This window comes from Pseudobythopirellula maris (assembly GCF_007859945.1).
Lineage (GTDB): Bacteria > Planctomycetota > Planctomycetia > Pirellulales > Lacipirellulaceae > Pseudobythopirellula > Pseudobythopirellula maris.
On the sequence record NZ_SJPQ01000001.1, the window covers coordinates 2,035,818 to 2,061,016 of the forward strand.

Here is a 25,199-nt window from a genome sequence, read left to right on the forward strand (position 1 = left end):
GTCCGTGGAGGGGGGTCGCGTCGGAAAGGCGCGGCGTTCGCCCGCATCGCCGGGCGCCGCTCGGCGGGACCACGCTTGCGCAGCCCCACCAATCGTCGCAATCTAGCACGACGCTTTCTCGCGGGTCAACGACACTGTGATCCGGCCCGCGGGGCCGATAGCGGCCGCTACTCGATCAGGTAGCTGAAGTCGCTCACGTAGAGCTCGTTGATCGGCAGCCCCGGCAGGCCCCGGCGGACTTGCAGCTGGATGCGACGCCGCAGCCGCGCGAGGTTCGGCTCCTCGAACTCCTCAGGCAGGGCGATCCGTACGGCCACGAGCACGGCGTCGCCCAACCGGCCGCGTCGCGCCTCGAGCTTTTGGCGGAAGGCCTCGGCCTCGTCCTCCGGCACGGAGGTGAACAGCGTGAAGGAGAGCCGCACCTTGATGCCCTCGGTCGCCCGCGAGTCGCGGATCCTGAAGTCGCCCAGCTTCACGCCAACGGGCGCCGGTTCGGCCTGCTCCTCGTCGCCCGGCTCGGCAGCCGGCTCGGCGGCGGCCGCCGGCGTCGCGGCGAGCGCGAGCAGCGTGGCGACCAGCAGCAGCGGGAGCAGAAGCGTCGGATACGACGCAGCGGGGCGTGTGAACATGGGCGTCATTATTTGGTCGGCGTTCATTACTTGGGCGGCTGTCTGGGCGGGCTCGCGTAAGGGGGGAGCGATCAAAGCGGCTCGGCGCGGATCACGGGGATCACGAGACGGTGGACCATGCCGCCGCCTAGCAGTGGTTGGATCTCGTCGAGCAGACGCGCCTTGAGTGTGACGAACCCCTCCTCGCGCAGGTCGTCCGAGCGGGTGCTGCGGCAGACGCGGATCACGCGATCGCGGATCTTGTTCTTGTGGATCCGGGCCAGCCGTTTCACTTCTGAGTGATCGCGTTCCGCGACCAGCACGAACAACTCGAACTTCAGCTGCATGAGCGTCACGGTGTCGCCGTCGGAGCCGGTCTCGCCGGGAGTCGGGGGGATCGGCACCACGAACTCGCCGATCTCCGCCTCGGCGTACGCCTCGCGGTCGGGGAGTTGCTCGATCGCGTCGAACTTCAGCTGCCCTTCGCCCGAGCCGCAACCCGAAGCGCCCGCCAGCAATAGGCACGCGCCGAGGGCCGCCACAACAGGCGCCATTTGGCGGCGTGGTCGGCGGGGGCGTCGGCGGGTGGAGAAAGACGGCATGGGAGTGGGAACGGTGTGGTTGCTTCGTGCGCGGCCGCCGGTGGTCCCGGCTAGTCGTGCTGAAAAGTACGTCGCGGCGCGGACCGGCGACGTAAGCTTCAGAGGCGAACCCCCGCCGCTCGGCAATCCCCCTGCGCCAGTCGCAACGATCGCACCGATGATGACGCCCGTACGCACGTTACCGACCCGCCGCCCCCCCGCACGCCGGGCGATCGTGGCGGTGCTGTGCGCGGTCGCGGCGGCCGGTTGCTACGACCCGACCACGCTCGTCGAGCGGATCCGCACAAACGCCACCCGCAACCGACTCGAAGAGATCCCGCTCGGCACCTTCGCCGCCGTGTTGCCGCGCGACATCGAGACCGGCGAAATACTCGAGGTCGAGCTGAGCATTTACGGCGAGGCGGCCCGCTACCGGGTGGCCGAACTCAAGAGCGAGCTCGAAGCTAAGGAATACCTCATCCGCGATGAGTTCAGCAAAAGGCTCCGCCTGATCGACAGGTCGGTGCTCACCGACCCGCACCTGAATCAGGTGCGCGAGGAGCTGCACCAGATCGTGAACGACACGCTCGACGAGCCGCTGATCGACACGGTCGGCGTGTCCAACGTGCTGTTCCTGCGTCATTGACGCCAGGACCGCTCCCCGCCGCGCCGCTCGAGCGCGTCAGAGACTCACCTCGCCGCCGGGTCGCTCCGGGGGCGGGCCGCCGGACGGCGGACCTTCCCCTCGCCTTTGACGACCGTCGTCGCGGGGCGGGCCGCGGCGACCGCCGCGGAAGCCATCGCCGCCGCGCCCCGAGGGCCCGCGGCGCCAACGCGGGGCGCGCATCATCCGCTCCAAGTCGAGGCCGTCGAACTCCCGCTCTTGCCGCCGCTGGTCGAGTTGACGCAGCATCTCGTCGGCCGGCAGCGTGAGCAGCTCCTGCACCTCGCCGTCGGACAGCTCGTTCGCGAAGAAGGATTTGACGTCCGCCGGCACGTCGCTCTCCTTGAGCGCCACGAGCACCCGCCGCAAGCGCTCGGTGCGACGATCGGCCTCGGGGGTCGACTCGACCCAACGGCGGCTCCGCTCGGGGAGCACGGCGAGCAGCTCGGGCTCGATCGTTCGCCAGTCGTCACGCAGCTCGCGCGCTGCGTCGGGCGTGACGAAGAACTGCAACGGCCACTCGCGCAGCCGGTCGGAGGCGAACGACAGCGCGATGACCGCCGCGAGCGGGTCCGACTCGAGGCCCTCGCGCATCTCGCCCAGCCGGCGCCGCACCTCGGGCGGGAGGTCGCGCGATTCGAAGCGGTCGAACCGCTCGACGAGGCCCCGACCGGCGGGGGTGGCGGCGAGGCGCTCGACCGCTTCGCGCAGCTTGGCGGCCTCTTCGGGGGTGAGCCGGTACAACGACTCGCGCCGCTCGTTGCGCAGCTCGCGTTCGACCCGCCTGACCCGTTCGTCGGCGCCGAGCCGTCGCAGCGTCGCCTGTTCGGCGGCGGACTGGTGCGACAACCAGTTCTGGTAGCTGAGCAGCGTGCGGAGCAGCGACTCGGCCCGCTCGTGGGCGGCGAGCGACGCGGCGTTGCCGAGCAGGCTCTCGCGTTTCTGCGGCGTGAGCCCGGCGAGCCGGGCCGCCCGCTCGCGGAGCTCGGCTTGTTGCTTGTCGGTCTGGGTCTCGAACCACGCGCCGCGTTCGCGGAACGAGGCGCCCTGCATCACGAACCAGGCGTCGGCCTCGTCGTCGAAACCGGCCGGGGCCTCGCCGGCGAGCATCTCGCCCGCCTCCGCCTCGAGCCGCTCGAGAAAAGCCACGTCTTGGTACTGCCCGAGGGCGTCGACCTGCATCACCGCCGGCAGGCTGGCCAGCATGCGGCGGTGCGGCTCGTTCGCGGCCCAACGGGCGCCGGCGAAGCCGACGAGCAACGCGGCGGCGGCGATCGCCACGGCCGCAACGTGCGAGCGGCGCCGCTGGGTCGGCAACGCCGCGGTCATGCGGGCGACCTCGTCGCGGGCCTCGAGGGCGACCATCTCGATGGTCGATTGGGCGAACTCTGCGCTCACGTCGCCCGTGGGCAAGTCGTCGAGCGCGTCCCAAGAGAGACGCAACCGACGCAGCTCGTCGCGGGCGGAGGGGTCGCGCTCCAGCAGCGCCTCCAAGGCGACACGCTCCTCGGGCGCAAGCTCGCCGTCGAGGTAGGCCGTCAGCTGCTCGTGCAGCGGGTCGGCGGGCGCGGCGTCTTCGGCCGATTCTTCGCCGTGCGGGTGCTCGCGGTTCATCGCTCTGCCCTCCTGGCGGTGGTGTCGCCTGGGGGCGGCGTGTCGGCGACGGGCGGGTCGACTAGGTACGGCTCGAGTGATTCCTTAAGCTTGCCGCGGGCGCGGGCGATGAGCGACTTGATCGCCTGGGGCGTCATGCCCATCACCTCGCCGATCTCGGCGTAGTCGAGGTGCTCGAACTTGGAGAGCAGCACCGCGGTGCGCTGCCGGTCGCCGAGGCCCTCGACCGCTTGGCGGACCACCTCACGCAGCTCGCTGCGGTCGAACTGGCGGGTCGGCATCAAGCCGCTGGCGGCCGAGCTGATCGTGTCGATCGTCACGGCCCCCGAGGCGGCCGGGTCGGGCGCGGCGAGGTTCACTTCTTTGCGCCGCGCCAGCGTGCGGCGGGCGTTCGACGCCACGTTGTTGGCGATCGTGTAGAGCCACGTGGTGAACTTCGACCCCGGCACGTACCGCTCACGCGAGCGGTAAACGCGGAGGAAGACGTCTTGGGCTAGGTCCTCGGCCATGTCCGAGCGGCCGACCAGGTAGCCCATCAGCGAAACGAGCTTCGCCTGGTGGCGGGCCATCAGCTCCTCGAAAGCCAGGGCGTCTCCCTCCCGCACGCGCAGCATGAGCCGCACGTCGGGGTCCGACTCGGTGTAGCGCCGGATCGTGCTGTCGCTCGTGGCCAAAGGGGCGGGCTCTCGGGCGGGGGACGCGGTGGGAGAGAACCCTTATTGTAAGCGGCCGAGCGGGGCGGGGTTAGGTGCGCGGGGAGGGGCTCGGGGTTTTGAGGGGCTAGGAATTAGGGGCTAGGGATCAGAACGGGACGCCGGCGAAGCCGTCGCTTCCTCTCCTAGCCCCTAGCCCCTAATTCCTAGCTTCTAAGCCCCTCCCACCACCTCGCGCTCCTTACAGCAAGCTGTCGATCAGCAGGCGTAATTTCCGCATCTCGCCCGAGTGCTCGAAGCCCTCGAGCGGCTGCATCTCGATCGAGAGGGCCCGGTTGTAGCCCTCTTTCGAGAGTTGGGTGACCAGGCGGCCATAGTCGACTTCGCCTTGGCCCACTCGCACCTGGAAGCTCTCTTTACTCGTGTCGCGCAGGTGGACATGGCGCACGTACGGCAGCAGCTTGTCGTACTGCCGGCCCGCGCTCTCGCCGTACAGGAAGCAGCTGGGGTCGAGCGTCACGCCGAGGCCTTTGACGTGGTCGCAGAACACCGCGGCGGTGTCCGGGTCTTGGGTCATGCAATCGACCTGCGTCTTGAGAGCCACGACGGCCCCCTCGAAGGCGGCGATGGCGGTCATCTTCTTGAGCCGCTCGATCTCTTCGTTGAACGGCGTGCCGATCTCGGACGAGGGGACGACCAGCGTGGCGACCTTGATCGCCTTGGCGAGCTTGCAGCACGCCTCGAACTGCTCGTAGAAGGCGTCGCCCGTCGCCTCGATCTCGAGGCTCAGCGCCGCCACGTCAAGCCGACGCGTGTCGCCGCACACGTTGATCGCCCGCTCCAGGTCGGCGGCCACGGCCGACGGGGCGAGCCAGCCGTCCTTTTCGTGCAGCGCGAGCTCCACGGCGGTGAACTGCAAGTCGACCAACCGCCCGAGCACCTCCTCGCTGCTGAGTTCAGGGAAGCATGTTGTCGAAGCGCTAACAAACACCGGTGTCACTCCTTTGCTGGCCTCAATGGCCTCTGGTTCGGTCTTGGCTGACCGTTGCTGGCTCGAAACCGACCGGGCGCCTCGGCCACGCGGGCCCCGTGAAAAACCCTCGCACGCCATCTGGCGATTGAACCCGCCGTGTCCGTGGCGAAGGGAGCCCGCGGGTCGGCGCGCGGGGCCGTTACTGTAGCGGCAGCCAAGCGCGGAGGGCAACACCCGCGCAACTATCTCCGCCCGCCGGGGGCGCCTACAATAGCGACGGGCCGCGGCGCCCGGCGTCTGGCCCCCCATTACCGAATCGAGCCTCCCCCCACACGAGACCCGAAGCTTGAGCGAACACATCCCCCTCGAACCCGCCGGCCCGGCCCGGACGCCCGTGCAGACCATCGTCCTGCAGCCCAAGGAGAGCCTGTTCGGCCGGTTCGGCAAGTTTCTCCTGCTAGCACTCGGCCTGTGCGTGGTGTCGATGATCGGCATGGCCGGCGCGATGGAGAGCTACTTCAGCCCCGAGGGCGCCCCGCAAGAAAAGTACCACTCGCTCAGCAAAGAGGCCGACAAGAAGATCGCCGTCGTCGACGTGAGCGGCACGATCATCGAGTCCGACACCTTCGTCAAGCAGCAGATCGATCGGGTCCGCGAGGACGAATCGGTCGTCGCCGTGGTGCTGCGGATCAACTCGCCCGGCGGCACGGTCACCTACAGCGACTACCTGCACCACCACCTGCGCGAGCTCGCCGAGGAGCGCGACCTGCCGCTCGTGGTGAGCATGGGGAGCCTATGCGCCAGCGGCGGCTATTACCTGGCGATGGCCGTCGGCGACGAGCCCGACACGCTGTTCGCCGAGCCGACCACCTGGACCGGCTCGATCGGCGTGATCATCCCGCACTACAACCTCACCGGGCTGATGGAGACCTGGGGCGTGGAGAACGACTCGTACGCCAGCGCCGAGCTCAAGCAGATGGGCAGCCCCACGCACGAGCCCTCGGAGCGTGAGCGCGAGGTGCTCCAGGAACTCGTCGACGAGTCGTTCGAAGGGTTCAAAGAGATCGTCCGCGGCGGGCGGCCGGAACTGGCCGACGACCCCGAAAAGCTCACCGCCGCGACCACCGGTCAGATCTTCACCGCCAAGCAGGCGCTCGAGTTGGGGCTCGTCGACGAGCTCGGCTTTATCGAGGAGGCGGTCGCCCGAGCGGCGGAGCTGGCCGGCGTTTCCGCGGACGAGGTGCGCTGCGTGAAGTACAAACGCCCGGTCAGCGCCTTCGACTCGCTGCTCGGCGCCAGCGCCCGCTCGCGGGGCGGCTTGGGCCTGGGGAGCGAGATGCGGGCGTTGCTCGACCTGAGCACGCCGCGGGCTTACTACCTCTGCACGCTGCTGCCCGCGCTGCTCGAGAACCAAGGGCGATAGACGGGTGGAATGACCAAGCCCCAATAACCCTACAGGGCGGGATCCAAAATCCATTGGTCATGGGGGCTTGGTCATTTAGCCCCGCTTCATGCGTCGTCCTCGACTACGATGAGTAGGGCCTTCGGTCCATTTACAATCGCACCCCCACCGACCGATCGACGAACCCCGTGGTTCAAGACAGCTCCACTACGCACTTGTTCGACAACCTCGACGCCCGGCTCGCCGAGTGGGCCGAGCGGAACGGCCTGCCCGCCTACCGGCGCAAGCAGGTGCGCCACTTCCTGTTCGAGCAACGCGCCGCGGACTGGGACGCGATGACCGTGCTCCCCAAGACGCTCCGCGCGCAGCTGGCCGAGGAGCTGCCGCTGTGGGCCGCCGAGATCTCCAAGCACAGCGTCTCGAAGGATGGCGCCGAGAAGCTGCTGCTGAACCTCGAGCGCGGTGGCGTGATCGAGTGCGTGCTGCTCCGCGACACGGTGCGCCGCACGGTCTGCATCAGCACGCAGGTCGGCTGCGCGATGGGCTGCGTGTTCTGCGCCAGCGGCCTGGACGGCGTCGAGCGCAATCTCAGCACGGGCGAGATCGTCGAGCAAACGCTCCAGCTGCAGCGGCTGCTGGGCGCCGAGGAGCGGCTCAGCCACCTGGTCGTGATGGGCATGGGCGAGCCGCTGGCGAACCTCGACAACTTGCTTCCCGCCCTCGGCGAGGTGAGCCGCGACGACGGCCTGGGGATCAGCCCGCGGCGGATCACGATCTCGACCGTCGGCCTGCCGCCCGCCATCCGCCGCTTGGCGAGCGAGAACCCGCGCTACCGGCTGGCGATCTCGCTGCACGCCCCCAACGACGAGCTGCGCAACCAGATCGTGCCGGTGAACCGTAACATCGGCGTCGACGAGATCATGAGCGCGGCGGACGACTACTACGCGATCTCCAAGCGGCGGCTCACGTTCGAGTACGTGCTGCTCTCGGGCATCAACGACCAACCGGAGCACGCCCACCAGTTGGTGCGGCTGCTGCGGGACCGGCACGCGCTGCTCAACGTGATACCCTACAACCCGGTGGCGGGGCTGCCGTACGCAACGCCCACGACCGCCGCGCAGCACGCCTTCCGCGGGGTGCTTGAGGCGGGCGACATCCCGATCCGCTTCCGTCACCGCAAGGGCGACGACATCAACGCCGCCTGCGGCCAGTTGCGGCGCAGCACGCCGCCGGTGACGCAGATCGACACGCCGACGTGACCGCCTGAAACTACGGCAGGAACGAGCAGCGGCGATCCGGTTTCCAATTGCAAATTTTCAATTTCGAATTTGCAATTTTCAATTCTGCAGCTGGCTCACTCCGCCGGGATCTCAACCTCGGCGCCCTCGGGCTGGACCGGCGGCTCCGCGGCGCCCGGCGCTTCGCCGCGCATCCGCTGGCGGAACTCTTGCATCTGGCGCTCCATCTCGTCGAGCCGCTGCTGAATCTCGTTCTCGGGGTCAAAGCCCTCGAGCCCCGGCAAGTCGTCGCCGAATGCGCGCCGCCGTGCGGCGGGGGGCTGGAGGTCGCCCTGGTCGAGCCGGAAGTTCCGTGGCGCCGCCTGCTGATTGAGCATCTGCTCGACGAACGGCCGCAGGTCTTCGGGCAGCGCGGCGAGCGACTCGGGGTCGTCGCCCTCGACCACCCACTCCTCGTCGCCACGGCGCACGGTGATCTGCGCCGGCTCGTTGTTCTGCTGCGTGACGCTCACCGACACGCCGTTGGGCAGCTGGCGGAATTGGAACTGCTGCGCTTGCACGCGTCCGCCATTCGGGCCTTGGCCGAACGGGGCGCCGCGGAAGCCGAAGCCCGGCGGGCCCGCCCCCTCGCCGAACGCGCCGCCGAAGGCGTCGTCGAACGGGCCGTCCTCGCGGTCGAGCAACCCGGGCCAGCGGTCGTCCAACAGGTCGAGCAGCATCTGCTCGTCGACGCCGGGCGGCAGGTCGCCAAACATGCCGGGCTGATTAGGGAACTGCCGGTCGCGGCCCGCCTGCGGGACGCGTCTTCCGGGATTGGCGTTCTGGGGGCGTTCCTTGGGATCAACCCAAACGGTCTCGGGCCGGCCGCCGCGGATCAGCTCGAGCGTGATCCGCCCCTTCGCCTTGCCCTGCTCGTCGACCACCTCGACGAGGTCCTGCATCGAGGTGAGCGGCTTGCCGTTCGCGCGGACCAGCACGTCGTGCCGCTCGACGCCCGCCTCGGCGGCGGGGCCGTCCGGCGTGACCTCACGCACCAGCAACCCACCCTTGGGCAGGTCGAGGTGGGCGAGCAGCTCGGGGGTGATGTCGCCCCCGACCAGGCCGATGTAGTAAGGCGAGGGCGAGAGGGCCGGCTGGGGGGGTCCAAACCGTCCGCCGAAACCGGGACGCACGCTCCGGCGGCGCGGGTCGCGGGCGTCGCTCTGGCTTGGGTCGTCTTGCCCCTTGTCGGGGCCGATCTGCACGATCGTCCCCTCTTCCTCCTTCGCCTGCTGGGCCGTCGCTGCGCCGCCCGCCAGCACGCCGCTAGCAATCACGGCGGCCAACGCCGCCGTGAGCGGCGAGAAACAGCGGAGTCGATCGACCGAAAAATGACGGGGGAGAGGCATCGTCAGAAACCCTCGTTCGTGTTATTGCGGGGAGCCCGGGGGACCCGATTGTAACGGGCGCTGGCGCAATCGCAGCCGGGACTTTGGATCTATTGTTCGGGTACGCCCCGGGCCCGGCGGCGGTTCGCGCGTGGGGACGGCTCGCAAAAAAGGCGGCTCAGCAGGCCGCCGGGGCGTTGCCGAAGGCCCGCTGCGGGGGCCGCGACAGCAGCCACACCCACAACGCCGCCGCCGCCGCGAGGATCAGCAGGCTCACGTTCTGCGAGATGCTCAGACCGGTGCCCATGAAGGCCGTCTCGTCCGTGCGGATCACCTCGAGCAAGTATCGGGAAACCGGGTAGATCGTCAGCAGGATGGCCAGCACCTCGCCGTCGCGGCGCCGCGACGGGTAGTACGCCCACAGCAGCCACGCCAGCAGGGCGGCGTTCACCGCGCTATAGATCTGCGTCGGGTGGACCGGCAGGCTGCGCGTGCGGGGCTCGGCGGCAGGGACGCGCACCTCCTCGCCCGAGGCGAGCCGCAGCCGCAAGCCTTCGCCGCGTTCGTACGCCCGGCCGATCTCGGCGGCGGCCGAGTAGAGGTCGCCGACCGCGGCGCCGCCGATCGCCGTGACCGTCGCCCCCGGCTCGAGCCCGGTCGACGCGTCGGCCGACACGACGCGCAAACGCACGACGCCATCCTCTTCGAACTCGGCCATTTTGAAGCCGTAGAACTCGCCGCGGATGAGCTGGTCGACGTAGGGCGGGCTCCCCTCGGGGAAGGTGACGGCCCACGGCCGGTCGCACTCTCCGCCGTAGCAGCAGCCGTTCATCAGGCAGCCGAGGCGGCCGATCGCGAGCCCCGCCACGAGGCTCGGCGCCACCACGTCGGCCAACGCCAGCATCGGTATCTTGTGGCGCCAGGTAAACCACACGAACGCGAGCGACGCGCCGATCAGCGAGCCGTAAACCACAAGGCCCCCCTCGGTGAAGCGGACCACCTCGAAAAGCACTTCGCCCCACGGCTTGCCGGCGAACGACGCATCCCAGTACTCGGCGACGAAGAACAGCCTCGCGCCGGCGATCCCCGCCAGGAACATCCAAAAAGCGAGCGAGAAGATCGTGTCGGCCGACACGCCGTTGGCTTGCGCCCGGCGGACCGCCATCACCAGGCCCGTCGACACGGCCAGCAGCAGCATCACGCCGTAGCCGCGGATCGGGATCCCCTCCGGCGCAAAACGCGGGGCAAGCACGATCGCCACGGCGCCGATCGCCACCGGGCCCAAGTAGCCCCAGAAGTCTTGGTCGCGGCCGTGGCGCGCGGCGTGGCGCGTCATCAGCACCGCGGCGCCCACGATCCACAACGCCAGCAGCACGCCGACGCCGAAGACCGGCGCGCCGCCCCACTCCATCGGGATCCGGAACAACTCGCTGCGCATGCGTGTGGGGGTTAGGGGTTAGGGGTTAGGGGTTAGGGGTTAGGGGTTAGGGGTTAGGGGTTAGGGGCTGAATAACGAGAAGCGAGCATGACGCCGCGCACTAGCCTCTAGCCCCTAACTCCTAGCCCCTCCTTTATCCGATCGTCACGTTGTCGATCAACCTTGTTTTGCCGACGCGCGCCGCGATGGCGATCACCGTGGGGCCCTCGACGACCGCGACCGGGTCGACCGTCCCCTCGGCCAGCAGCGCGACGTACTCGACCTGAACGCCGCCGGTCGACGCGCAGTGGTCGAGCACCACGCGGCGCAGCTTCTCGGCGTCGTGCTCGCCTTGGGAAAAACTCTCTTCCGCCAGGCGCAGTCCCTGCGACAGGGCCAAGGCCCGCCGCCGTTCGTCCGCGCTGAGGTAAGCGTTGCGTGAGCTCATCGCCAGGCCGCCCGTCTCGCGGACGATCGGGCAAACGCGCACGTCGATCGGCACGCCCAAGTCGCGCACCATGCGACGCACGACGACCGTCTGCTGGTAATCTTTGCGGCCGAAGTAAGCGCGGTCGGCGGGTGCGAGCAGCATGAGTTTGAGCACCACGGTGGTGACGCCGCGGAAGTGCGTCGGTCGCTGCTCGCCTTCGAGCGGCGCGGCGACAGCGCCGGCGTCGACCGTCGTGCCGGCGCCCGGTGGGTACATCTCCTCGACCGACGGGGTGAAGATCCAATCGCAGCCCGCCGCGGCCAGCAGCTCGGAGTCACGTTCCAGATCGCGCGGGTAACGCTGGTAGTCCTCGTCGGGGGCGAACTGCGTCGGGTTCACGAACACCGACGCCACGGTGAAGTCGCACTCGCCGCGCGACGCCTCAACCAGGCTCAGGTGCCCCGGGTGCAGCGCCCCCATGGTCGGCACGAGCCCCACGGTCTTGCCCTCGGCTCGGGCCGCGGCGACCCGTAGACGCACCGCCTCGCCCGTGGTGAATTGCTCGAGTGGCATGACGAGAGGTTCGGTGGGAGCAAAACAGAGTTGGTCAGCCGCGGAGCCCGACTCACAGACCCATGATTGTTAGGTCCGGCCAGACGCATTGCAATGCGGCGGCCAGCTCCGCCCCGCGTTCGCCGGCCGGCGAAGCGGCGAGCACCAGCGTTGGGGCCGGCGCCGCGGCGACCCGTGCGGCGAAGGCGTTGCGTCCGTCGACCACCAGCTTGGGCACATGCCGAGGGGACCCGGGCCGTGCTAGCGAATCTTCGCCAACGGCGCCCACGGCAAGACGCGGAGCGATTTTTTCGATTGCGGCAACCAGCTCACGCGCTTCCGCCGACGAATCGGCGGCCACGGCGACGCGATCCTCGCCGCTGCTGAGCGTGCGGCGCAACTCGGCCACGGTGCGGCCCGTGGGGGGGTGCGGCATGTCGCCGCCGGCCTCGGCCGCCCCCTCCATGACGAACGGCCGGAAGGTCATCCGCGGGTGGGGGAGCCACAGCCGCGCGTCGTGGGCGACCGTCTCGCCCCACAGCAAGAGGTCGAGGTCGAGCGTGCGAGCTGCCCAGCGCTCGTCGCGGCGGCGTTCGAAGCTTGTTTCGATGGCGCGCAGCTCGTCGAGCAACCGCGCGGGCGGCAGATCGGTCCGCAGCCTCGCAGCGCCGTTGCGAAACGGCGGCTGGTCAGCAGGCCCCCCGACAGCGGCGTACTCGCGCCAAGCGCTGAGCGCCACAAGCTCGACGCCAGCCAGCGCTTGCAACGCTTGGACCGCCCCGTCAAGCGTCGCCTCGCTGTCGCCGAGGTTGGCTCCGAGGGCAACCAGGCAATCGGTCATCGGGAGGCGCCGTGCGGGACGTCAGGCGGCAACCGCCACGCCCCAGAGTTCCAGGGCCAGCGACCCTTAGGAGAAAGAAAAAAACAGGGAGGGACATCCTCATTCACGGCAGCGCCGCCGACGGTCGATCCATCAGTCGCGCCTCCCCGATATCAAACTGTCGAGCTGCCCTTTCGCTGACCGGCAACACAGCCACCGTGCGGCAACAGAGCGCTAAAAAACCCACGCGCTTGCGCCGCGGCGCAAGCGCCGTAGCCATTCTGGTCAAGGGTGAGTCGACAGAAACTTTTTCAGCTAGCACGCCGGGCGCCAAACCACCGACAAGAAATTACCCCTTTAAGGCGCTCGTTAAGCGTGCGGTCGAAGCTTCATCCTCTGAAGCACGGCGGCAGTTTTGCGGAGTCTCAATTAAAAGTCAAGCAGCTTTCACAAAGACGCATCGTTCTGCGTGTTCTCGGGTGCGATTGCAAACCGAATCGCGCGCGCCGCAATCGGATTGGCGCCGCGCGCTGCTCTTCGGCGCGAAGACGATGGCGCCGCGGATCGAGAGTCGCGGATCGCTCCGATGCGCAAGGCCGGCGCAATGCAGTAATCGAAAAGTCAAGGACTGCTGGTTCCTGTTCGTTGCGATAGAATGCGGTTAGCGACTTGCCGCTCCCGCCCCACCCGCCCTGACGGACATGCCCACGCCCTCCCCCGCCGACGACGCCCCGCCGATCGCCGCGGACCAACGATCCACGCAAGACGTCGATCCGCAGAGCAATCCACGCGCGACGGGCGGCTTCGATGGCCTCGCAGTCGCGGCGTTCGAGAGCCGCCGCCGCGACGAGATGCAGCGGATGATCGAGAAGCACGGCGGCCGCGCTAGGGTGAGCCCGTCGATGCAAGAGTCGCCGCTCGACGACGCGCGGCCGGCGATCGAGTTCGCCCACCGCCTGCTCGCCGGTCAGGTCGACGCGATGATCCTGCTCACCGGCGTCGGCACGCGGATGTTCGTCGAGCGTGTCGAGCGCCACGTCGGCCGCGACAAGCTGCTCGACGCGCTCTCCGACATCCCCACACTGGCTCGCGGCCCGAAGCCGGTCGCCGCGATGCGCGAGTTCGGCCTGAAGCCCTCGATGCGCGCGCCGGCGCCCAACACCTGGCGTGAGGTGCTCTCGACCCTCGACCGCGAGCTGCCGGTGGCGAACCTCACGGTCGGGCTGCAAGAGTACGGCGTGACGAACCCGAGCCTCGTGGCGGGCCTCGAGGCGCGCGGCGCGCGGGTCGAGCGCGTGCGCGTGTACGAGTGGGCGTTGCCCGACGACACGGAACCGCTATTGAAGAACGCCCGCCAGCTGGCCGCGGGCGAGACGGACGTCGCGCTCTTCACCTCGGCCAACCAGGTGACCAACCTGCTGATGCTCGCCGAGCGCGACGGCTTTGGCGACGAGCTGGTCGAAGGCTTGCGGCGGGCGATCACCGCATCGATCGGCCCGACCACCTCCGAGCGGCTGCGCGATCTCGGCCTGCAGGTCGACTTCGAGGCGACGAGCGGCGTGATGGGCAAGCTCGTCATGGAGACCGCGCAGCACGCCCACGAGTTGATCCGCCGCAAGCGCGCGCTGCGTGCGATCGTCGCCGCCGAGCCAGCGCCCGCGCACGGCGCCGCCGACGCCGACCGCCTCGGCGTGCTCCGCGCCGCAACGGCCGGGCAGCCTTGGGGCGACAGCGACTTCCTGCGGGCCTGCCGCCTCGAGAGCGTCGAGCGCACGCCGGTGTGGCTCATGCGGCAGGCGGGCCGCTACATGAGCGAGTACCGCGCGGTGCGCAAGAAGGTCGGGTTCCTCGAGCTCTGCAAGAACCCGCAGCTCTGCAGCGAGGTGATGTGCACGGCGGTCGATTTTCTCGGGGTCGACGCGGCGATCATCTTCAGCGATCTCTTGCCGATCCTCGAGCCGATGGGCATGGAGCTCGAATTCGCCCCCGGCGACGGGCCCGTGATCCACAACCCGCTGCGCGAAGGGCAAGACGTCGACCGCCTCGTCGACCTCGAGAGCGTCGACGCCCTGCATTACGTGGTCGAAACCGTCCGCCAAACCCGCGCCGACCTGCCCGAACGCCTGCCGCTTATCGGCTTCGCCGGCGCGCCGTTCACGCTCGCCAGCTACGCCATCGAAGGGGGTGGCAGCCGCAACTACCTGCACACCAAAACGCTCATGCTCCGCGACGAGGGCGCGTGGGCCGAGATCATGCGACGGCTGGCCCGCGCGGTGCGTCTGTACCTGAACGCCCAGATCGCCGCCGGCGCCCAGGCGGTGCAGTTGTTCGACAGCTGGGTCGGTTGCCTAGACCCCGCCGCCTACGAGCGCTACGTGCTGCCCTACACGCAAGAACTGATCGCGGGGCTCGACCCGCGGGCCGTAGTGATCCACTTCGGCGCCGGCAATCCCGAGTTGCTGCCGCTGATCGCCCGCGCCGGTGGCGACGTGGTCGGCGTCGACTGGCGAGTGCCGCTGGCCGACGCCTGGCGGCGTGTCGGAGCCGGCAAAGCGGTGCAGGGCAATCTCGACCCCGCGACGCTGCTCGCCGATCGGGCGACTCTAGAGCGGCGCGCCGGCGAGATCCTCACCAGCGTCGCCGGCCGCCCGGGGCACGTGTTCAATCTCGGCCACGGCATCGTGCCGCAAACACCGCCTGAGAACGCCCGGGCGCTGGTCGATTTCGTGCACAACCACCCGGTCGAGTAGCGGCCTGTAGGGAACGCCCTCTGTGGCGTTCCTGCCTTGGGTACTCGCTTTTCCGCCGGGGTTCGGAGCGCCACAGAGGGCGTTCCCTACAGCTGACCGCTGAGATAGACCCCCGGCAAGGTGCTGGGGGCAGCGCGATCACCGCCTCACGCCGAGGGCCGGCGGAAGTACTGGTACGCCAGGAGCACCTCGTACAGGTCGGACGAGATCGTGATCTCGTCGCCGCAGAAATCGTCGAGCCACGTGCGGTGGTTGGTCGCCGCGTCCATCAGCAGCGGCAGCACCGCGTCGACCGACAGGGTGATCTCTCGGGTGCGTGTCGTTGCGTCCGGGGTCACGACGACATCCGTCTCGTCGGGTCCGCGGTAGATCTTCAAACGGCTAGCGGCCATGCATCACTTCCTTGTGACTGCGCGATCGTTGTTGATTTTCTCGCTCCGAGCCCACCCTCTCCCCTTGCCCCGCCAGCAAGAGAGAACGGTTGGTCTTCTCCTGGGATCGGACAGAACGGTTCTGCGGGTTGAGAGTATTCTCAGATATTTATCCGTCGTTCCTGCTAGCATTGCCGGCGCACGCCCACCACCGACTTCCTCATCCCCCGCGCCATGGGCGTGACAAGCGTCGCCATGAATCGCCTCCACATCGTCGGCGGGAAGAACCACGGAAAAACGACGCTCGTTTGCGAGCTTGTCGAGCTGTTCGCTGCGCGGGGGCTGCGTGTCGGCACGATCAAGCACACGCACCACGCCCACGAGCTCGACACGCCGGGCAAAGACTCGCACCGCCACCGCAAGGCGGGGGCGGCGGTCGTGGGGATCCTCTCGCCGGGGCTCAGCGCGGTCTTCTGGCCCCCCGCCGACGACGAGCGAACCGACCGCTACGCGGCGTTCGCCCCGCGGATGGCCGGCTGCGACCTGGTGCTGGTCGAGGGCGACAGCGCGACCACCGCCCCCAAGGTCGAGGTCTGGCGCGAGGCGGCCGGCGGCGCGCCGCGGTTCGCGGCCGACCGCTCGACCCTGGCCATCATCAGCGACGACCCGCTGGGCGCGCCTCTCGCCGCGTCGCCCCTGCCGGTGATGCCGCGCTCGGCCGACGACCTCGCCGACCGGCTGCTGTCGCTGCTTGCCGCTGCTCGCCAAGACGGGACTCGCGGCTGACCGCTACCGGGTGGATACACGACCCGCACGACCACTCCGACCCGCAGGCGACTGCGTTGCATGCAGCCCGGCGGCTGAACCGTTCGATACTGAGGGATGGACCCCCAGGGGCCGGCGCGGCGGAGCGCGGGCCCCGATCCGATAGGACCCTCACGCAGCGGCGGACAATCTTTCATGTGGCGATCCTTCTTCTTAGCAATCGGCGTGTACTGCTGCCTGCTCGGGGCGGAGGCGTTGGCGATTGAAAAGGCGGTGCTCAAGCCGCAAATGAGCGGCGGCCAAGTCGTGCAGCCCGCCCGCGACCTGACCCCCCCCGACTGGGCCCCCTGGAGCTTGCTCGCCGGCGGGGCGGTGGTGGTGATTTATTCGTTCACGCTGCCGAAAAAAGTGTCGGATTGACCCCGACGCCAGCCCCGCGGCTGCAGGGGTTTTCGAGGCGTTTTTGCCTCCCCGGCGGCCTGGGCCGCTGAAAATCCTTGTTCTGCCGCTCCAGGGCGCCTATCATGACCAGATTCGGCGTTCTCCTTCGCTCCCGCCATGCAGTGGGGCGATCGACAACGGCGAACTTCGGGGCCCGCTCGACGGTCGTCCTCGACAAGACCCCCGGCTCCGCGGCGTACGCCTGCGAGCCCCCGGCCCGATCGGCCGCCCAACGCCCCCCTCACTAGACCCCCGTTCCGACACCTCCCCACGCCATGGCCACCGCAACGAAGACCGCGACCAAGTCCGAACTCACCTCCGGCGCCGACATCCTCGTGCAGTCGCTGGTGAACCACGGCGTGGAGACGATCTTCGCCTACCCCGGCGGCTGCAGCATGCCGCTGCACCAGGCCCTCACGCGCGTGGGCGACAAGCTCCGCACGATCCTGCCCCGCCACGAGCAGGGGGGCGCCTTCGCCGCCCAAGGCCTCGCGCGCTCCACCGGCAAGGTCGGCGTCGTGATGGCCACCTCCGGCCCCGGCGCCACGAACCTCGTCACCGCGATCGCCGACGCCAAGCTCGACAGCATCCCGCTCGTCTGCATCACCGGCCAGGTCCCGACCAAGGTGATCGGCACCGACGCCTTCCAAGAGACCCCGATGGTCGAGGTTTGTCGCGGCATCACGAAGCACCACTACCTGGTGACCGACGTCAACGACGTCGCCCGCGTCATGAAGGAGGCGTTCCTGATCGCCTCGACCGGCCGCCCCGGCCCGGTGCTGGTCGACATGCCCAAAGACGTGCAGCTCGGCAAGTGCGTGCCCGACTACGACTGCGACCTGAACCTGCCGGGCTACGACCCCACGCCCCCACTCGCCCCGGCCGAGCAGATCAAGCAGGTCGCCGCCGCGATCAAGCTCGCCAAGAAGCCGGTCATCTACGCCGGCGGCGGCATCATCATCGGCGAGGCCTCGGCCGAGCTCCGCGAGCTCGTCGAGAAGACCGGCATCCCGATCACCACCACCGTGATGGGCCTCGGCACGTATCCCGGCACCGACGAGCTGAGCCTCGACATGCTCGGCATGCACGGCAGCGTGTACGCCAACTACGCGGTCGACGAGGCCGACCTGTTGATCGCCCTCGGCGTGCGGTTCGACGACCGCGTCACGGGCAAGGTCGACGCGTTCTGCAAGCACGGCAAGATCGTCCACATCGACATCGACGCCGCCGAGCTCAACAAGAACAAGCCGGCCCACATCCCCGTGCGCGGCGACATCAAGCACGCGCTCACCGAGCTCAACAAGATCGTCGAGGCGCCCGAGATCGGCGACTGGGTCGCCAAGTGCAAGGACTGGAAGGCCGAGCACCCCTTCAAGTACGACGAGTCGTACCCCGGCATCACGCAGCAGCACGCGATCAAGACCCTCTGGGAACAGACCGCGAAGCTCGACCCGGTGATCACCGTCGGCGTCGGCCAGCACCAGATGTGGGCCGCCCAGTTCTACAAGTTCGACAAGCCGCGCACCTGGCTCAGCTCCAGCGGCCTGGGGACGATGGGTTTTGGTTTGCCGGCCGCCATGGGCGTGCAGGCCGCCTTCCCCGACCGGCTGGTGATCGACATCGACGGCGACGGCAGCTTCCAGATGAACATCCAGGAGCTCAGCACGATGGTGTGCGAGAAGCTCCCCGTAAAAGTGCTGCTGCTCAACAACCAGCACCTCGGCATGGTCGTCCAATGGGAAGACCGCTTCATGTCCGGCAACCGCGCCCACACCTACCTCGGCCCGATCGACAAGCCGGAGTGGAAGGGCGAGGGCGACGGCATCGGCGAGCTCGACCAGGCCAACCGCTACGCCGACTTCGTCGCGATCGCCAAGGGCTACGGCTGCGGCGCCGCCTTCGTCGACAAGAAGGAAGACCTCGAGGCCGCCATCCAAGAGATGATCGCCTACGACGGCCCCTACATCCTCGACGTCGTCGTGCCGTACCAAGAGCACGTGCTGCCGATGATCCCCGGCGGCATGACCGTCAAGGACATCATCACGGAGTGATCCGCCCGCGGGTCCGCCGGAGGCGGATTGGCTTTTCCAACAGCCGACGAGCCACGCTCGTCGGCGATCCAGGGGATACTCCTGAGATTTCCTTGTGCGCCGTGTCTCATTACGCACTTTGCGGCCCACCGTCTGTGACTGGGTAAGACAAGTCGACAAGTAATCGAGCCAAGGCAAGGTAGTCGATTCTGACTAACGTCGTTTTGCCAACTCTGGTATCCTGATGTAGTCAGCTCTCCGTCCGCCTTTGGGTCATCGACGTGCCGCCACCTTCCGCCATGCGCGACTACTACAAAGAGGTGTGCAAGTGGTTAGGCAAGTCTTATCCTACGATCGACCAAGCCCGCGATCGATCGAAGACGCAGATCAACAACCTTCCTTCTCACTTGGTCGGTCTCACCTTTGCGGAATCCACTGGCTTCTTAGTATTCGGGTCACTTGCCCGATCGGAATTCACTGAAGGCAGTGACCTCGACTGGACCTTGCTCGTCGATGGCCCTTCTGAACTTGATCACTATCAAACTTCTCTTGAGGTTCGAAAACGTCTTGTCAAAGAAGATCTGATCGAACCGGGAACTTCTGGCTTATTTGGCGGCATCACCAGCGGCCACGAGTTGCTGCACAACATTGGCGGCCTCGAAGACACAAACGCCAACATGACGCGCCGCCTGCTCTTGCTGCTCGAATCGGTTGCGATTGAGGGATCAACAACCCGAAACAAAGTTATCGCCAAACTTCTAGAGCGATACGTCAGATATGGCAGCAGCGTGGAGACCTTCTCCGCCGATGGTCTGAAGCCGCCGCGATTCTTGCTCAACGACTTTGTTCGTTTCTGGAGGACAATGGCGGTCGACTACGCAGCAAAGAAGTGGCTTCAGGCAGACAAGAAATGGGCGCTCCGAAACGCCAAATTGCGTTTCTCCCGAAAACTGATCTTTATGAAGGGGCTTTTGCTGTGCCTCGACTGCGAGCTGTTCCCAAAAGAGTGGCCCTGGAAAGACTTGAACGCCGCTGACTACGAGGGCATGCCCGAAAGCCGCTTGCAAGAAGGGCTCAAACGATTGATTGATTTGCCAGCCTTGGACACGCTCTGCCGTTCGGCCATTCTCCTCGGCGCCAAAGAGCCGGTAGCTGCAGCTCTGCGAAGTTACGACCTCTTCTTGTCGACTCTCAATGATGCATCGCAACGAGAGCACCTTAAGGGTGTGCCCTTTGAAGACGCCGAAATGGACGAAACGTTCAGCCAACTCCGCGTAGCCGGCAAAGAATTCGGCCAAGCGTTGGAAACCCTGCTGTTCGACTCCCACCCCAAGATGACCGCATTAGCCAAAGAATACGGAGTATTCTGATGAAACGAAGAATTGGATTCTCAACCGGTGCTCTCGCATATGGCGATTTCAAACGTGGCGTCGAGCTGCAGGACAGAGAGGGGGTAAGCGCTATTGAGTTGTCTGCGCTGCGCGCAAACGAACTTGATGGGGCTATCGAATCACTCCCCCTACTTAACAACCCCCGCTTTAAGTATCGGTCTTTCCATGCCCCCAGCGCTTTCGAAGGCATGAGCGATTTTGATGTCGCTGAAAAGCTAAAACCCGTTGCTGAACTCGGCATACCTATCGTAGTCCATCCTGACACGATCATTGATTTCGAACCTTGGAAGACTCTCGGTGACCTGGTTCTGATAGAGAACATGGACTCTCGCAAAAGCTGTTGCCGTACAGCGGACGAGATGCTCGGCTGCTTTGATCAGTTACCTCATGCGAGGTTCTGCTTTGACATCGGGCATGCGCGAGAAGTCGACTCAACGATGGGCGTAGCGATCGAGCTCTTGTCAATTTTTAAGTCACGCCTTGCCGAGATCCACCTTAGCGAGGTCGACTGGACGTGCCATCATATACCGATCAGCACATCCGCCGCACTCGCCTTCCAACGCCTCGCAAGAAGAATTCCCGAAGACGTGCCCGTAATAATAGAATCTGTCATAGATTCTGATTCGATCGACGCCGAACTGAAGATGGCGGAACGCTGCCTGGAACCAAACTCAGATCTGCTTAAAACCACGACGCGGGTGGCCCCGGCACTCTCCCGCACCCCCGCACAGTGAGCCCATCGGCTCGGCTGGGTGAGTGTCGGGGGCGAAGCCCAACAGGCGGCCCGGTTCGGATGCGTTCGTGACCTCCGGTGTTGCGCACCCCATGAATGAGACAGCAATTCACTACGAATCACGCTCGCTTGAATCGTGTCCAATCTTGTATGCGTACTCTCTACGAACTGTTCGTAGGGAGAATGAGCCGGCATGACGATCCTCGGACGAGTCGAATCGATCCAGGTCGGTCGCCCCCGACGCTACGACGACGGGGACCACTCGGCCAAGCCTTGGACCTCGGCGATCGACAAGGCGCCGGTCGCCGGGAGCGTCATGGTCGGCCCGACGAGCCTCGCGGGCGACGAGCAGGCCGACCTCGAGCACCACGGCGGGCCCGACAAGTCGGTCCTCGGCTACGCCGCCGCCCATTACGACGACTGGCAAACCGAGTTCCCCGACGCCCCGTTCGCCCCCGGCGGCTTCGGCGAGAACCTCACCTTCTCCGGCTTCGCCGAGGCCGACTGCTGCGTCGGCGACACGGTGCAAATCGGCGACTGCCGGCTGCAGGTCTCGCAGCCGCGTCAGCCTTGCTGGAAGCTCTCGCGTCGCTGGGGCCTCGCCAAGCTGGCCGTCCGCGTGCAGCAGACCGGGCGGACCGGCTGGTACTACCGCGTGGCGCGAGAGGGCCTGATCGAGGCGGGCCAAGAGGTGCGGCTCGTCGAGCGCCCGTTCCCCGAGTTCACCGTCGCCTGGGCGAGCGCCGTGATGTACGCCAAGCCCCGCTCCGCGAGCGACGACCTGCGCCTCGCCGGCTGCCCGCTGCTGTCGGCGTCGTGGAAAGAAACGCTCACGCAACGGGCGACCAAGAAAATCGAGGCCGATCCCGCGCTAAGGCTCGAGGGCAAATAGCCCCCCCACCCGCGGATCGGAGAGCTAGCGAGCAAAATGTCAATAGTGTTGGATAGCTCTCGCTCCACTTCAGTGCGCCACACCTATCCATCTTCCGCCACTATGCGAGAAGACCGATGAACAGTAGTCCATTGCAAGAACCATTCTTAGCTGAACTTGCAGCTTGCTTTAAAGCAACTCAAACCCGGTTGTCTTCACGCCTGGATAATGCTAAGCATCCCGAACAAAACCGTGTTATTGAGGACGAGCTTCGTGGGCTCTATCACGGATTACTCGTTATCCTTGATGGCGGTTCTTCATTGGCTGATCACGGGCTGGTATCGGTCATTGACGAATCTGGCAAAACGTTTGACAGAAATCTCCACGAGATCTGCTTTGAATATTGGCAGAGTACTTGTGGGTAACGGGTAGCCCAGGTTCTTGAAGCGGGGCTAATCACTTCCCTCATTCAGCCAGTAGGGTCCGATGTACGGACCGCGGGTGGCCCCGACAATCTCCCGCCCCTCCTCGCACAGTGAGCCCATCGGCTTGGCCGGGTGAGTGTCGGGGGGCGAAGCAATAGGCGACCCTGCCCGGATGCGTTCGTGGCCTCCGGTGCTGCGCACCCCGATAATCTCTCGGCAATGTAAGGCAGGCTCACCACGCCGTCCGCTCGCGGCTGTCGGGCCCACCCGCGCGTGAATCGTCTGCGTCAGCACACCCTGGGTGGCCCGTTATTTCGACGCCCCGACGATCTCGCCGATCTCACGCTGCGCCGCGGCCAGCGAGTCGGCCAGCGCCGTGCCGCCGAACTCGTCGTTCTCGGCGCGCACGAATGTCACGTCCGTCACGCCGATGAACCCGAACACGGTCCGCAGGTGCGGGTCGAGGTGATTGTGTTTCTCGTTCGGGCCGCCGGGGCCGTAGCCGCCGTCGCCGCTGGCCACGACGACGAACATCCGTTTGCCGTGGACCAACGGCTCGTACGGCGCCGTGCGGTTCTGCGGGTCGAACCCGAACGTCACGCCGACGCGGACAATCTGATCGACGTACGCCTTCAGCCCGCTGGGCATCCCGAAGTTGTACAACGGGACCCCCATCACGATAACGTCGGCCTCCAGCAGCTCCGCCACCAGCTCGTCGCTCAGAGCGAGCGCTGAGCGCATCGCCTCGGTCCGCTCGCCCGGCGGCGTGAACGCGCCGGCGATCCAGTCCTCGGTGACGTGCGGAATCGGGTTGCGGCCGATGTCTCGGTACGTGACGGAGTCGCCCGGGTGGGCGTCCCGCCAGTGGCCCACGAACCGCGCGCTCAGCCGCTTCGAGTGCGACCGCTCGCCCCGGGGGCTCGCGTCGATGTGCAGCAGCTTGGCCATCTTCTTGCTCCTCGCGTGAATTGAACGCCCCGTCCGACCGGTAAGCCTCGTCGCCGCGGCGCCGATGCGTTAGTTTCATACCCACAGCGGCCCGTGCCGGTGCGTCCATTCTTGCCGCGCCCCCACGCACTTCCAGCGGGCACAGATTTGTGGGGGGGTGGCGGCTTTGCGTGAGGAACGAGCGATGGCGGATCCGGACGTCAACGAGGTCTTCGAGAAATGCCTCGGCTGCCGTTACATGGTCGGCATCCTGCGCCACATCCAGGCGGGCGTGAACCGACCGGGACAACTGGAGCGCGCCGTCGACGGGCTCACCGCCAAGGTGCTCTCGGAGCGGCTGCGCCGCTTGGTGGAGTTCCGTGTCGTCGAGAAGCAGAGCTACGCCGAAACCCCGCCGCGGGTCGAATACCACCTCACCCCGTTCGGCGCACGGCTGCTGGAGATCGTCGAAGAAGTCGAACGGCTGCAGAAAGAAGCAACCCGCGCCTAGCAAACACCACACGGAAAGCCCCCCACACACACCGAAAATACCACCTGCATAGAAAACCTCCTACACAGAAAAGACCTGAGCCGCGCACGAAGTAAGCGGAGAGGCGTGCAGACCACTCCGCTTACTTCGTGCGCGGCTCCGGTTCGGTTTACTCTGGAGTGCGAAGGGTAGGGGTATCGTCCCCAAGTAGGTTGGCCCTGCGATGCCAGCCGGCCATCCGCGTCGCAAGACTCACGGTCATGGCAAGACGCGTCCGCGCAATCGGTTCTACTCAACATCATCGATGCCGACGCGCCAATACATGCTTTACACACTCGTCGCCATATGGGGATAGCGTCAGGCGCAGCTTGATCCCCCCTCTCCGAGATTCCATCACAATGCTCATCCGCCCAGCCACGCCCGACGACCAAGACTCCCTCCGCCGCCTCTACCTCGCCGCCTTCCCCGAGGCGGAGCGTGAGACGGTCGCCGAACTCGCGGTCAGTCTGCTGACAACGACTCCCGAGACGCTCTCGCTCGTCGCCGAGCAGAAGGGCGACAACGGCGAGGCGGGCGTCGTTGGCCACGTCGCGCTGAGCCCTGTCACGGAGGCCGGCCAGCCAGACGCCGTCGGCTACCTCCTGGCGCCGCTCGCCGTGTGGCCCGATCAGCAGAAACGCGGCGTCGGCTCGCGGCTGGTCGAGGAGGGCGTCGAACGGTTGCGGGCCGAGGGCGCCCCGCTGCTGCTGGTCTACGGCGACCCCAACTACTACGGCCGGTTCGGCTTCACGGCAGACGCCGCCGACCGCTACCGGCCCCCCTACCCGCTCCAATACCCCTTCGGCTGGCAAGCCCTCGCACTGCGAGATCGCCCAACGCCCGAGACGCCGCTCGACCTCGGCTGCGTCGCCCCGCTGTGCGACCCGCGGCTCTGGTAGCAGCGGCGAGCGCGGCCCGGTAGGCAGGTCTTCCGCGTTGCGAGACTCGCGGTCTTGGCGGGGCATTTCCGCGCGGTCGGTCCTGCTCATCATCTTCGAGGAGGGTGCGCCGGTGTGCGTTTCACACTCGTGCCCTCGTGGACACAGCGCCAGGAGCATCCTGACCTACCAACTTGGGACGTAGTGGAGCGGAGCTAGGTGAATTACCTGGGCGGTGCCTACTTACCGAATGTATGGACTATGCCTGACGGCATCGATCCTAGTCACCTGCAAAGATCCTCGCCTCCGCTAGACTCAAGTAAGTCTGCTTTTAGATCTGTAACTGCATGCTGCTTCAAATACTCCATAACTAGCCGGTCAAATATGACAGGATCCCCTGCCTCCGAAGACTCAACCACTCTGTTCAGTAGACGCCTACTACCCAAACCATTAACTCTAAGAATGCGATCCCTCTCCCCAGCGCCTAAGGGGACCTGACTAGTTGCTATTGACTTTGCTTCTGGCGGAACGTGAACCAGCAACGGTGGAAGCTTGACACAGACACCCCCCCTCCACCTTCCATCAATGCGATATTGATGAGGAACAGGTTCAAGGCCGGATCATCATCAGGCCACTGACTTTTTAGAGGTTGTCCAATAACTGCTATATGAGTGATTCGCCGCAGTCACTACCCTCCGCGGTATGAGCAGGAAGCCCTACCCAACCGACTTGACGGATCACCAGTGGCGACGGATGAAGCCCTGGGTTC

Annotated in this window: 24 protein-coding genes; 13 read left to right on the top strand and 11 right to left on the bottom strand. The window is 66.7% G+C overall.

Translation table 11 applies throughout. The features are described 5' to 3' along the window. Positions 1-167: 167 nt before the first annotated feature. Together Mal64_RS07555 and Mal64_RS07560 are read right to left on the bottom strand one after the other, a co-directional pair. Entirely contained in the window at positions 168-629 is a 462-nt protein-coding gene (locus Mal64_RS07555) for a hypothetical protein (protein WP_146398593.1), read from the bottom strand. A gap of 71 nt (positions 630-700) precedes the next feature. Continuing rightward, positions 701-1,162, bottom strand: coding sequence for a flagellar basal body-associated FliL family protein (locus tag Mal64_RS07560; RefSeq protein WP_197525545.1), 462 nt, complete (start codon positions 1,160-1,162; stop codon positions 701-703). 205 nt (positions 1,163-1,367) lie between these two features. Here Mal64_RS07560 and Mal64_RS07565 point away from each other — a divergent pair, with 205 nt between their 5' ends. After that, complete coding sequence (locus Mal64_RS07565) at positions 1,368-1,835, top strand: hypothetical protein (RefSeq protein ID WP_146398596.1); 468 nt, start codon at positions 1,368-1,370, stop codon at positions 1,833-1,835. A 36-nt stretch (positions 1,836-1,871) separates the two neighbouring features. On the opposite strand, the gene Mal64_RS07570 is transcribed toward Mal64_RS07565, so the two are convergent. The 3 genes from Mal64_RS07570 to Mal64_RS07580 all read right to left on the bottom strand — a co-directional run bounded on the left by Mal64_RS07570 (position 1,872) and on the right by Mal64_RS07580 (position 5,111). Further along, the gene (locus tag Mal64_RS07570) at positions 1,872-3,467 is read right to left on the bottom strand and encodes an anti-sigma factor family protein (RefSeq protein ID WP_146398599.1); all 1,596 of its coding nucleotides are present in this window, start codon (positions 3,465-3,467) and stop codon (positions 1,872-1,874) included. Further along, positions 3,464-4,141, bottom strand: coding sequence for an RNA polymerase sigma factor (locus Mal64_RS07575; protein ID WP_197525546.1), 678 nt, complete (start codon positions 4,139-4,141; stop codon positions 3,464-3,466). The genes Mal64_RS07570 and Mal64_RS07575 overlap by 4 nt, the downstream gene beginning before the upstream one ends. Positions 4,142-4,361: 220 nt before the next feature. After that, on the bottom strand, positions 4,362-5,111 hold the full coding sequence (locus tag Mal64_RS07580; protein ID WP_231993608.1) for a sugar phosphate isomerase/epimerase family protein: 750 nt from the start codon (positions 5,109-5,111) through the stop codon (positions 4,362-4,364). A gap of 328 nt (positions 5,112-5,439) precedes the next feature. Between Mal64_RS07580 and sppA the strand changes: the two genes are divergently transcribed. Further along, positions 5,440-6,516 (top strand): signal peptide peptidase SppA, encoded by a 1,077-nt coding sequence (gene sppA / locus Mal64_RS07585; protein WP_146398602.1) that lies wholly within the window; start codon positions 5,440-5,442, stop codon positions 6,514-6,516. A 167-nt stretch (positions 6,517-6,683) separates the two neighbouring features. Next, positions 6,684-7,754, top strand: a complete 1,071-nt coding sequence (rlmN, locus tag Mal64_RS07590) for a 23S rRNA (adenine(2503)-C(2))-methyltransferase RlmN (RefSeq protein WP_231993609.1) — start codon at positions 6,684-6,686, stop codon at positions 7,752-7,754. A gap of 95 nt (positions 7,755-7,849) precedes the next feature. Here rlmN and Mal64_RS07595 read toward each other — a convergent pair whose 3' ends face one another. The 4 genes from Mal64_RS07595 to folK form a co-directional block, all read right to left on the bottom strand. Next, positions 7,850-9,121, bottom strand: coding sequence for a PDZ domain-containing protein (locus Mal64_RS07595; protein WP_146398607.1), 1,272 nt, complete (start codon positions 9,119-9,121; stop codon positions 7,850-7,852). A gap of 157 nt (positions 9,122-9,278) precedes the next feature. Then, positions 9,279-10,538 carry a prolipoprotein diacylglyceryl transferase gene (locus Mal64_RS07600; protein ID WP_146398609.1) on the bottom strand — a complete coding sequence of 420 codons (1,260 nt, stop codon included), beginning with the start codon at positions 10,536-10,538 and terminating at the stop codon, positions 9,279-9,281. Positions 10,539-10,671: 133 nt separating this feature from the next. Then, entirely contained in the window at positions 10,672-11,520 is an 849-nt protein-coding gene (panC, locus tag Mal64_RS07605) for a pantoate--beta-alanine ligase (protein WP_146398611.1), read from the bottom strand. Between the two features lie 52 nt (positions 11,521-11,572). Next, on the bottom strand, positions 11,573-12,340 hold the full coding sequence (gene folK, locus Mal64_RS07610; RefSeq protein WP_146398613.1) for a 2-amino-4-hydroxy-6-hydroxymethyldihydropteridine diphosphokinase: 768 nt from the start codon (positions 12,338-12,340) through the stop codon (positions 11,573-11,575). A 680-nt stretch (positions 12,341-13,020) separates the two neighbouring features. Between folK and hemE the strand changes: the two genes are divergently transcribed. Continuing rightward, positions 13,021-15,069, top strand: coding sequence for a uroporphyrinogen decarboxylase (hemE, locus tag Mal64_RS07615; protein ID WP_197525547.1), 2,049 nt, complete (start codon positions 13,021-13,023; stop codon positions 15,067-15,069). 146 nt (positions 15,070-15,215) lie between these two features. Here the strand turns inward: hemE and Mal64_RS07620 are convergent, their stop codons facing one another. After that, positions 15,216-15,461, bottom strand: a complete 246-nt coding sequence (locus tag Mal64_RS07620) for a hypothetical protein (RefSeq protein WP_146398615.1) — start codon at positions 15,459-15,461, stop codon at positions 15,216-15,218. Positions 15,462-15,695: 234 nt separating this feature from the next. On the opposite strand from Mal64_RS07620, the gene mobB reads away from it, so the two are divergent. From mobB to Mal64_RS07655, 7 genes are all read left to right on the top strand, one after another. Beyond that, positions 15,696-16,226 carry a molybdopterin-guanine dinucleotide biosynthesis protein B gene (mobB, locus tag Mal64_RS07625; RefSeq protein ID WP_197525548.1) on the top strand — a complete coding sequence of 177 codons (531 nt, stop codon included), beginning with the start codon at positions 15,696-15,698 and terminating at the stop codon, positions 16,224-16,226. A gap of 174 nt (positions 16,227-16,400) precedes the next feature. Further along, positions 16,401-16,625, top strand: a complete 225-nt coding sequence (locus tag Mal64_RS07630) for a hypothetical protein (RefSeq protein WP_146398619.1) — start codon at positions 16,401-16,403, stop codon at positions 16,623-16,625. 296 nt (positions 16,626-16,921) lie between these two features. Then, a complete protein-coding gene (ilvB, locus tag Mal64_RS07635) occupies positions 16,922-18,697 on the top strand; it encodes a biosynthetic-type acetolactate synthase large subunit (RefSeq protein ID WP_146398621.1) in 1,776 nt (591 codons plus the stop codon). 278 nt (positions 18,698-18,975) lie between these two features. Further along, positions 18,976-20,046, top strand: a complete 1,071-nt coding sequence (locus Mal64_RS07640; protein WP_146398623.1) for a nucleotidyltransferase domain-containing protein — start codon at positions 18,976-18,978, stop codon at positions 20,044-20,046. Beyond that, positions 20,046-20,801 (top strand): hypothetical protein, encoded by a 756-nt coding sequence (locus tag Mal64_RS07645; RefSeq protein ID WP_146398625.1) that lies wholly within the window; start codon positions 20,046-20,048, stop codon positions 20,799-20,801. Before Mal64_RS07640 ends, Mal64_RS07645 begins: the two co-directional genes overlap by 1 nt. A 192-nt stretch (positions 20,802-20,993) precedes the next feature. After that, positions 20,994-21,692: an MOSC domain-containing protein gene (locus tag Mal64_RS07650; protein ID WP_146398627.1), complete on the top strand. Its 699-nt coding sequence runs from the start codon at positions 20,994-20,996 to the stop codon at positions 21,690-21,692. A gap of 116 nt (positions 21,693-21,808) precedes the next feature. Continuing rightward, positions 21,809-22,096 (top strand): hypothetical protein, encoded by a 288-nt coding sequence (locus Mal64_RS07655; RefSeq protein ID WP_146398629.1) that lies wholly within the window; start codon positions 21,809-21,811, stop codon positions 22,094-22,096. 309 nt (positions 22,097-22,405) lie between these two features. On the opposite strand, the gene Mal64_RS07660 is transcribed toward Mal64_RS07655, so the two are convergent. Then, on the bottom strand, positions 22,406-23,044 hold the full coding sequence (locus Mal64_RS07660) for an FMN-dependent NADH-azoreductase (protein WP_146398631.1): 639 nt from the start codon (positions 23,042-23,044) through the stop codon (positions 22,406-22,408). A 184-nt stretch (positions 23,045-23,228) separates the two neighbouring features. On the opposite strand from Mal64_RS07660, the gene Mal64_RS07665 reads away from it, so the two are divergent. Beyond that, positions 23,229-23,534, top strand: a complete 306-nt coding sequence (locus Mal64_RS07665) for a winged helix-turn-helix transcriptional regulator (protein WP_146398633.1) — start codon at positions 23,229-23,231, stop codon at positions 23,532-23,534. Between the two features lie 377 nt (positions 23,535-23,911). Beyond that, positions 23,912-24,451, top strand: coding sequence for a GNAT family N-acetyltransferase (locus tag Mal64_RS07670; protein WP_146398635.1), 540 nt, complete (start codon positions 23,912-23,914; stop codon positions 24,449-24,451). Positions 24,452-25,199: the final 748 nt, after the last annotated feature.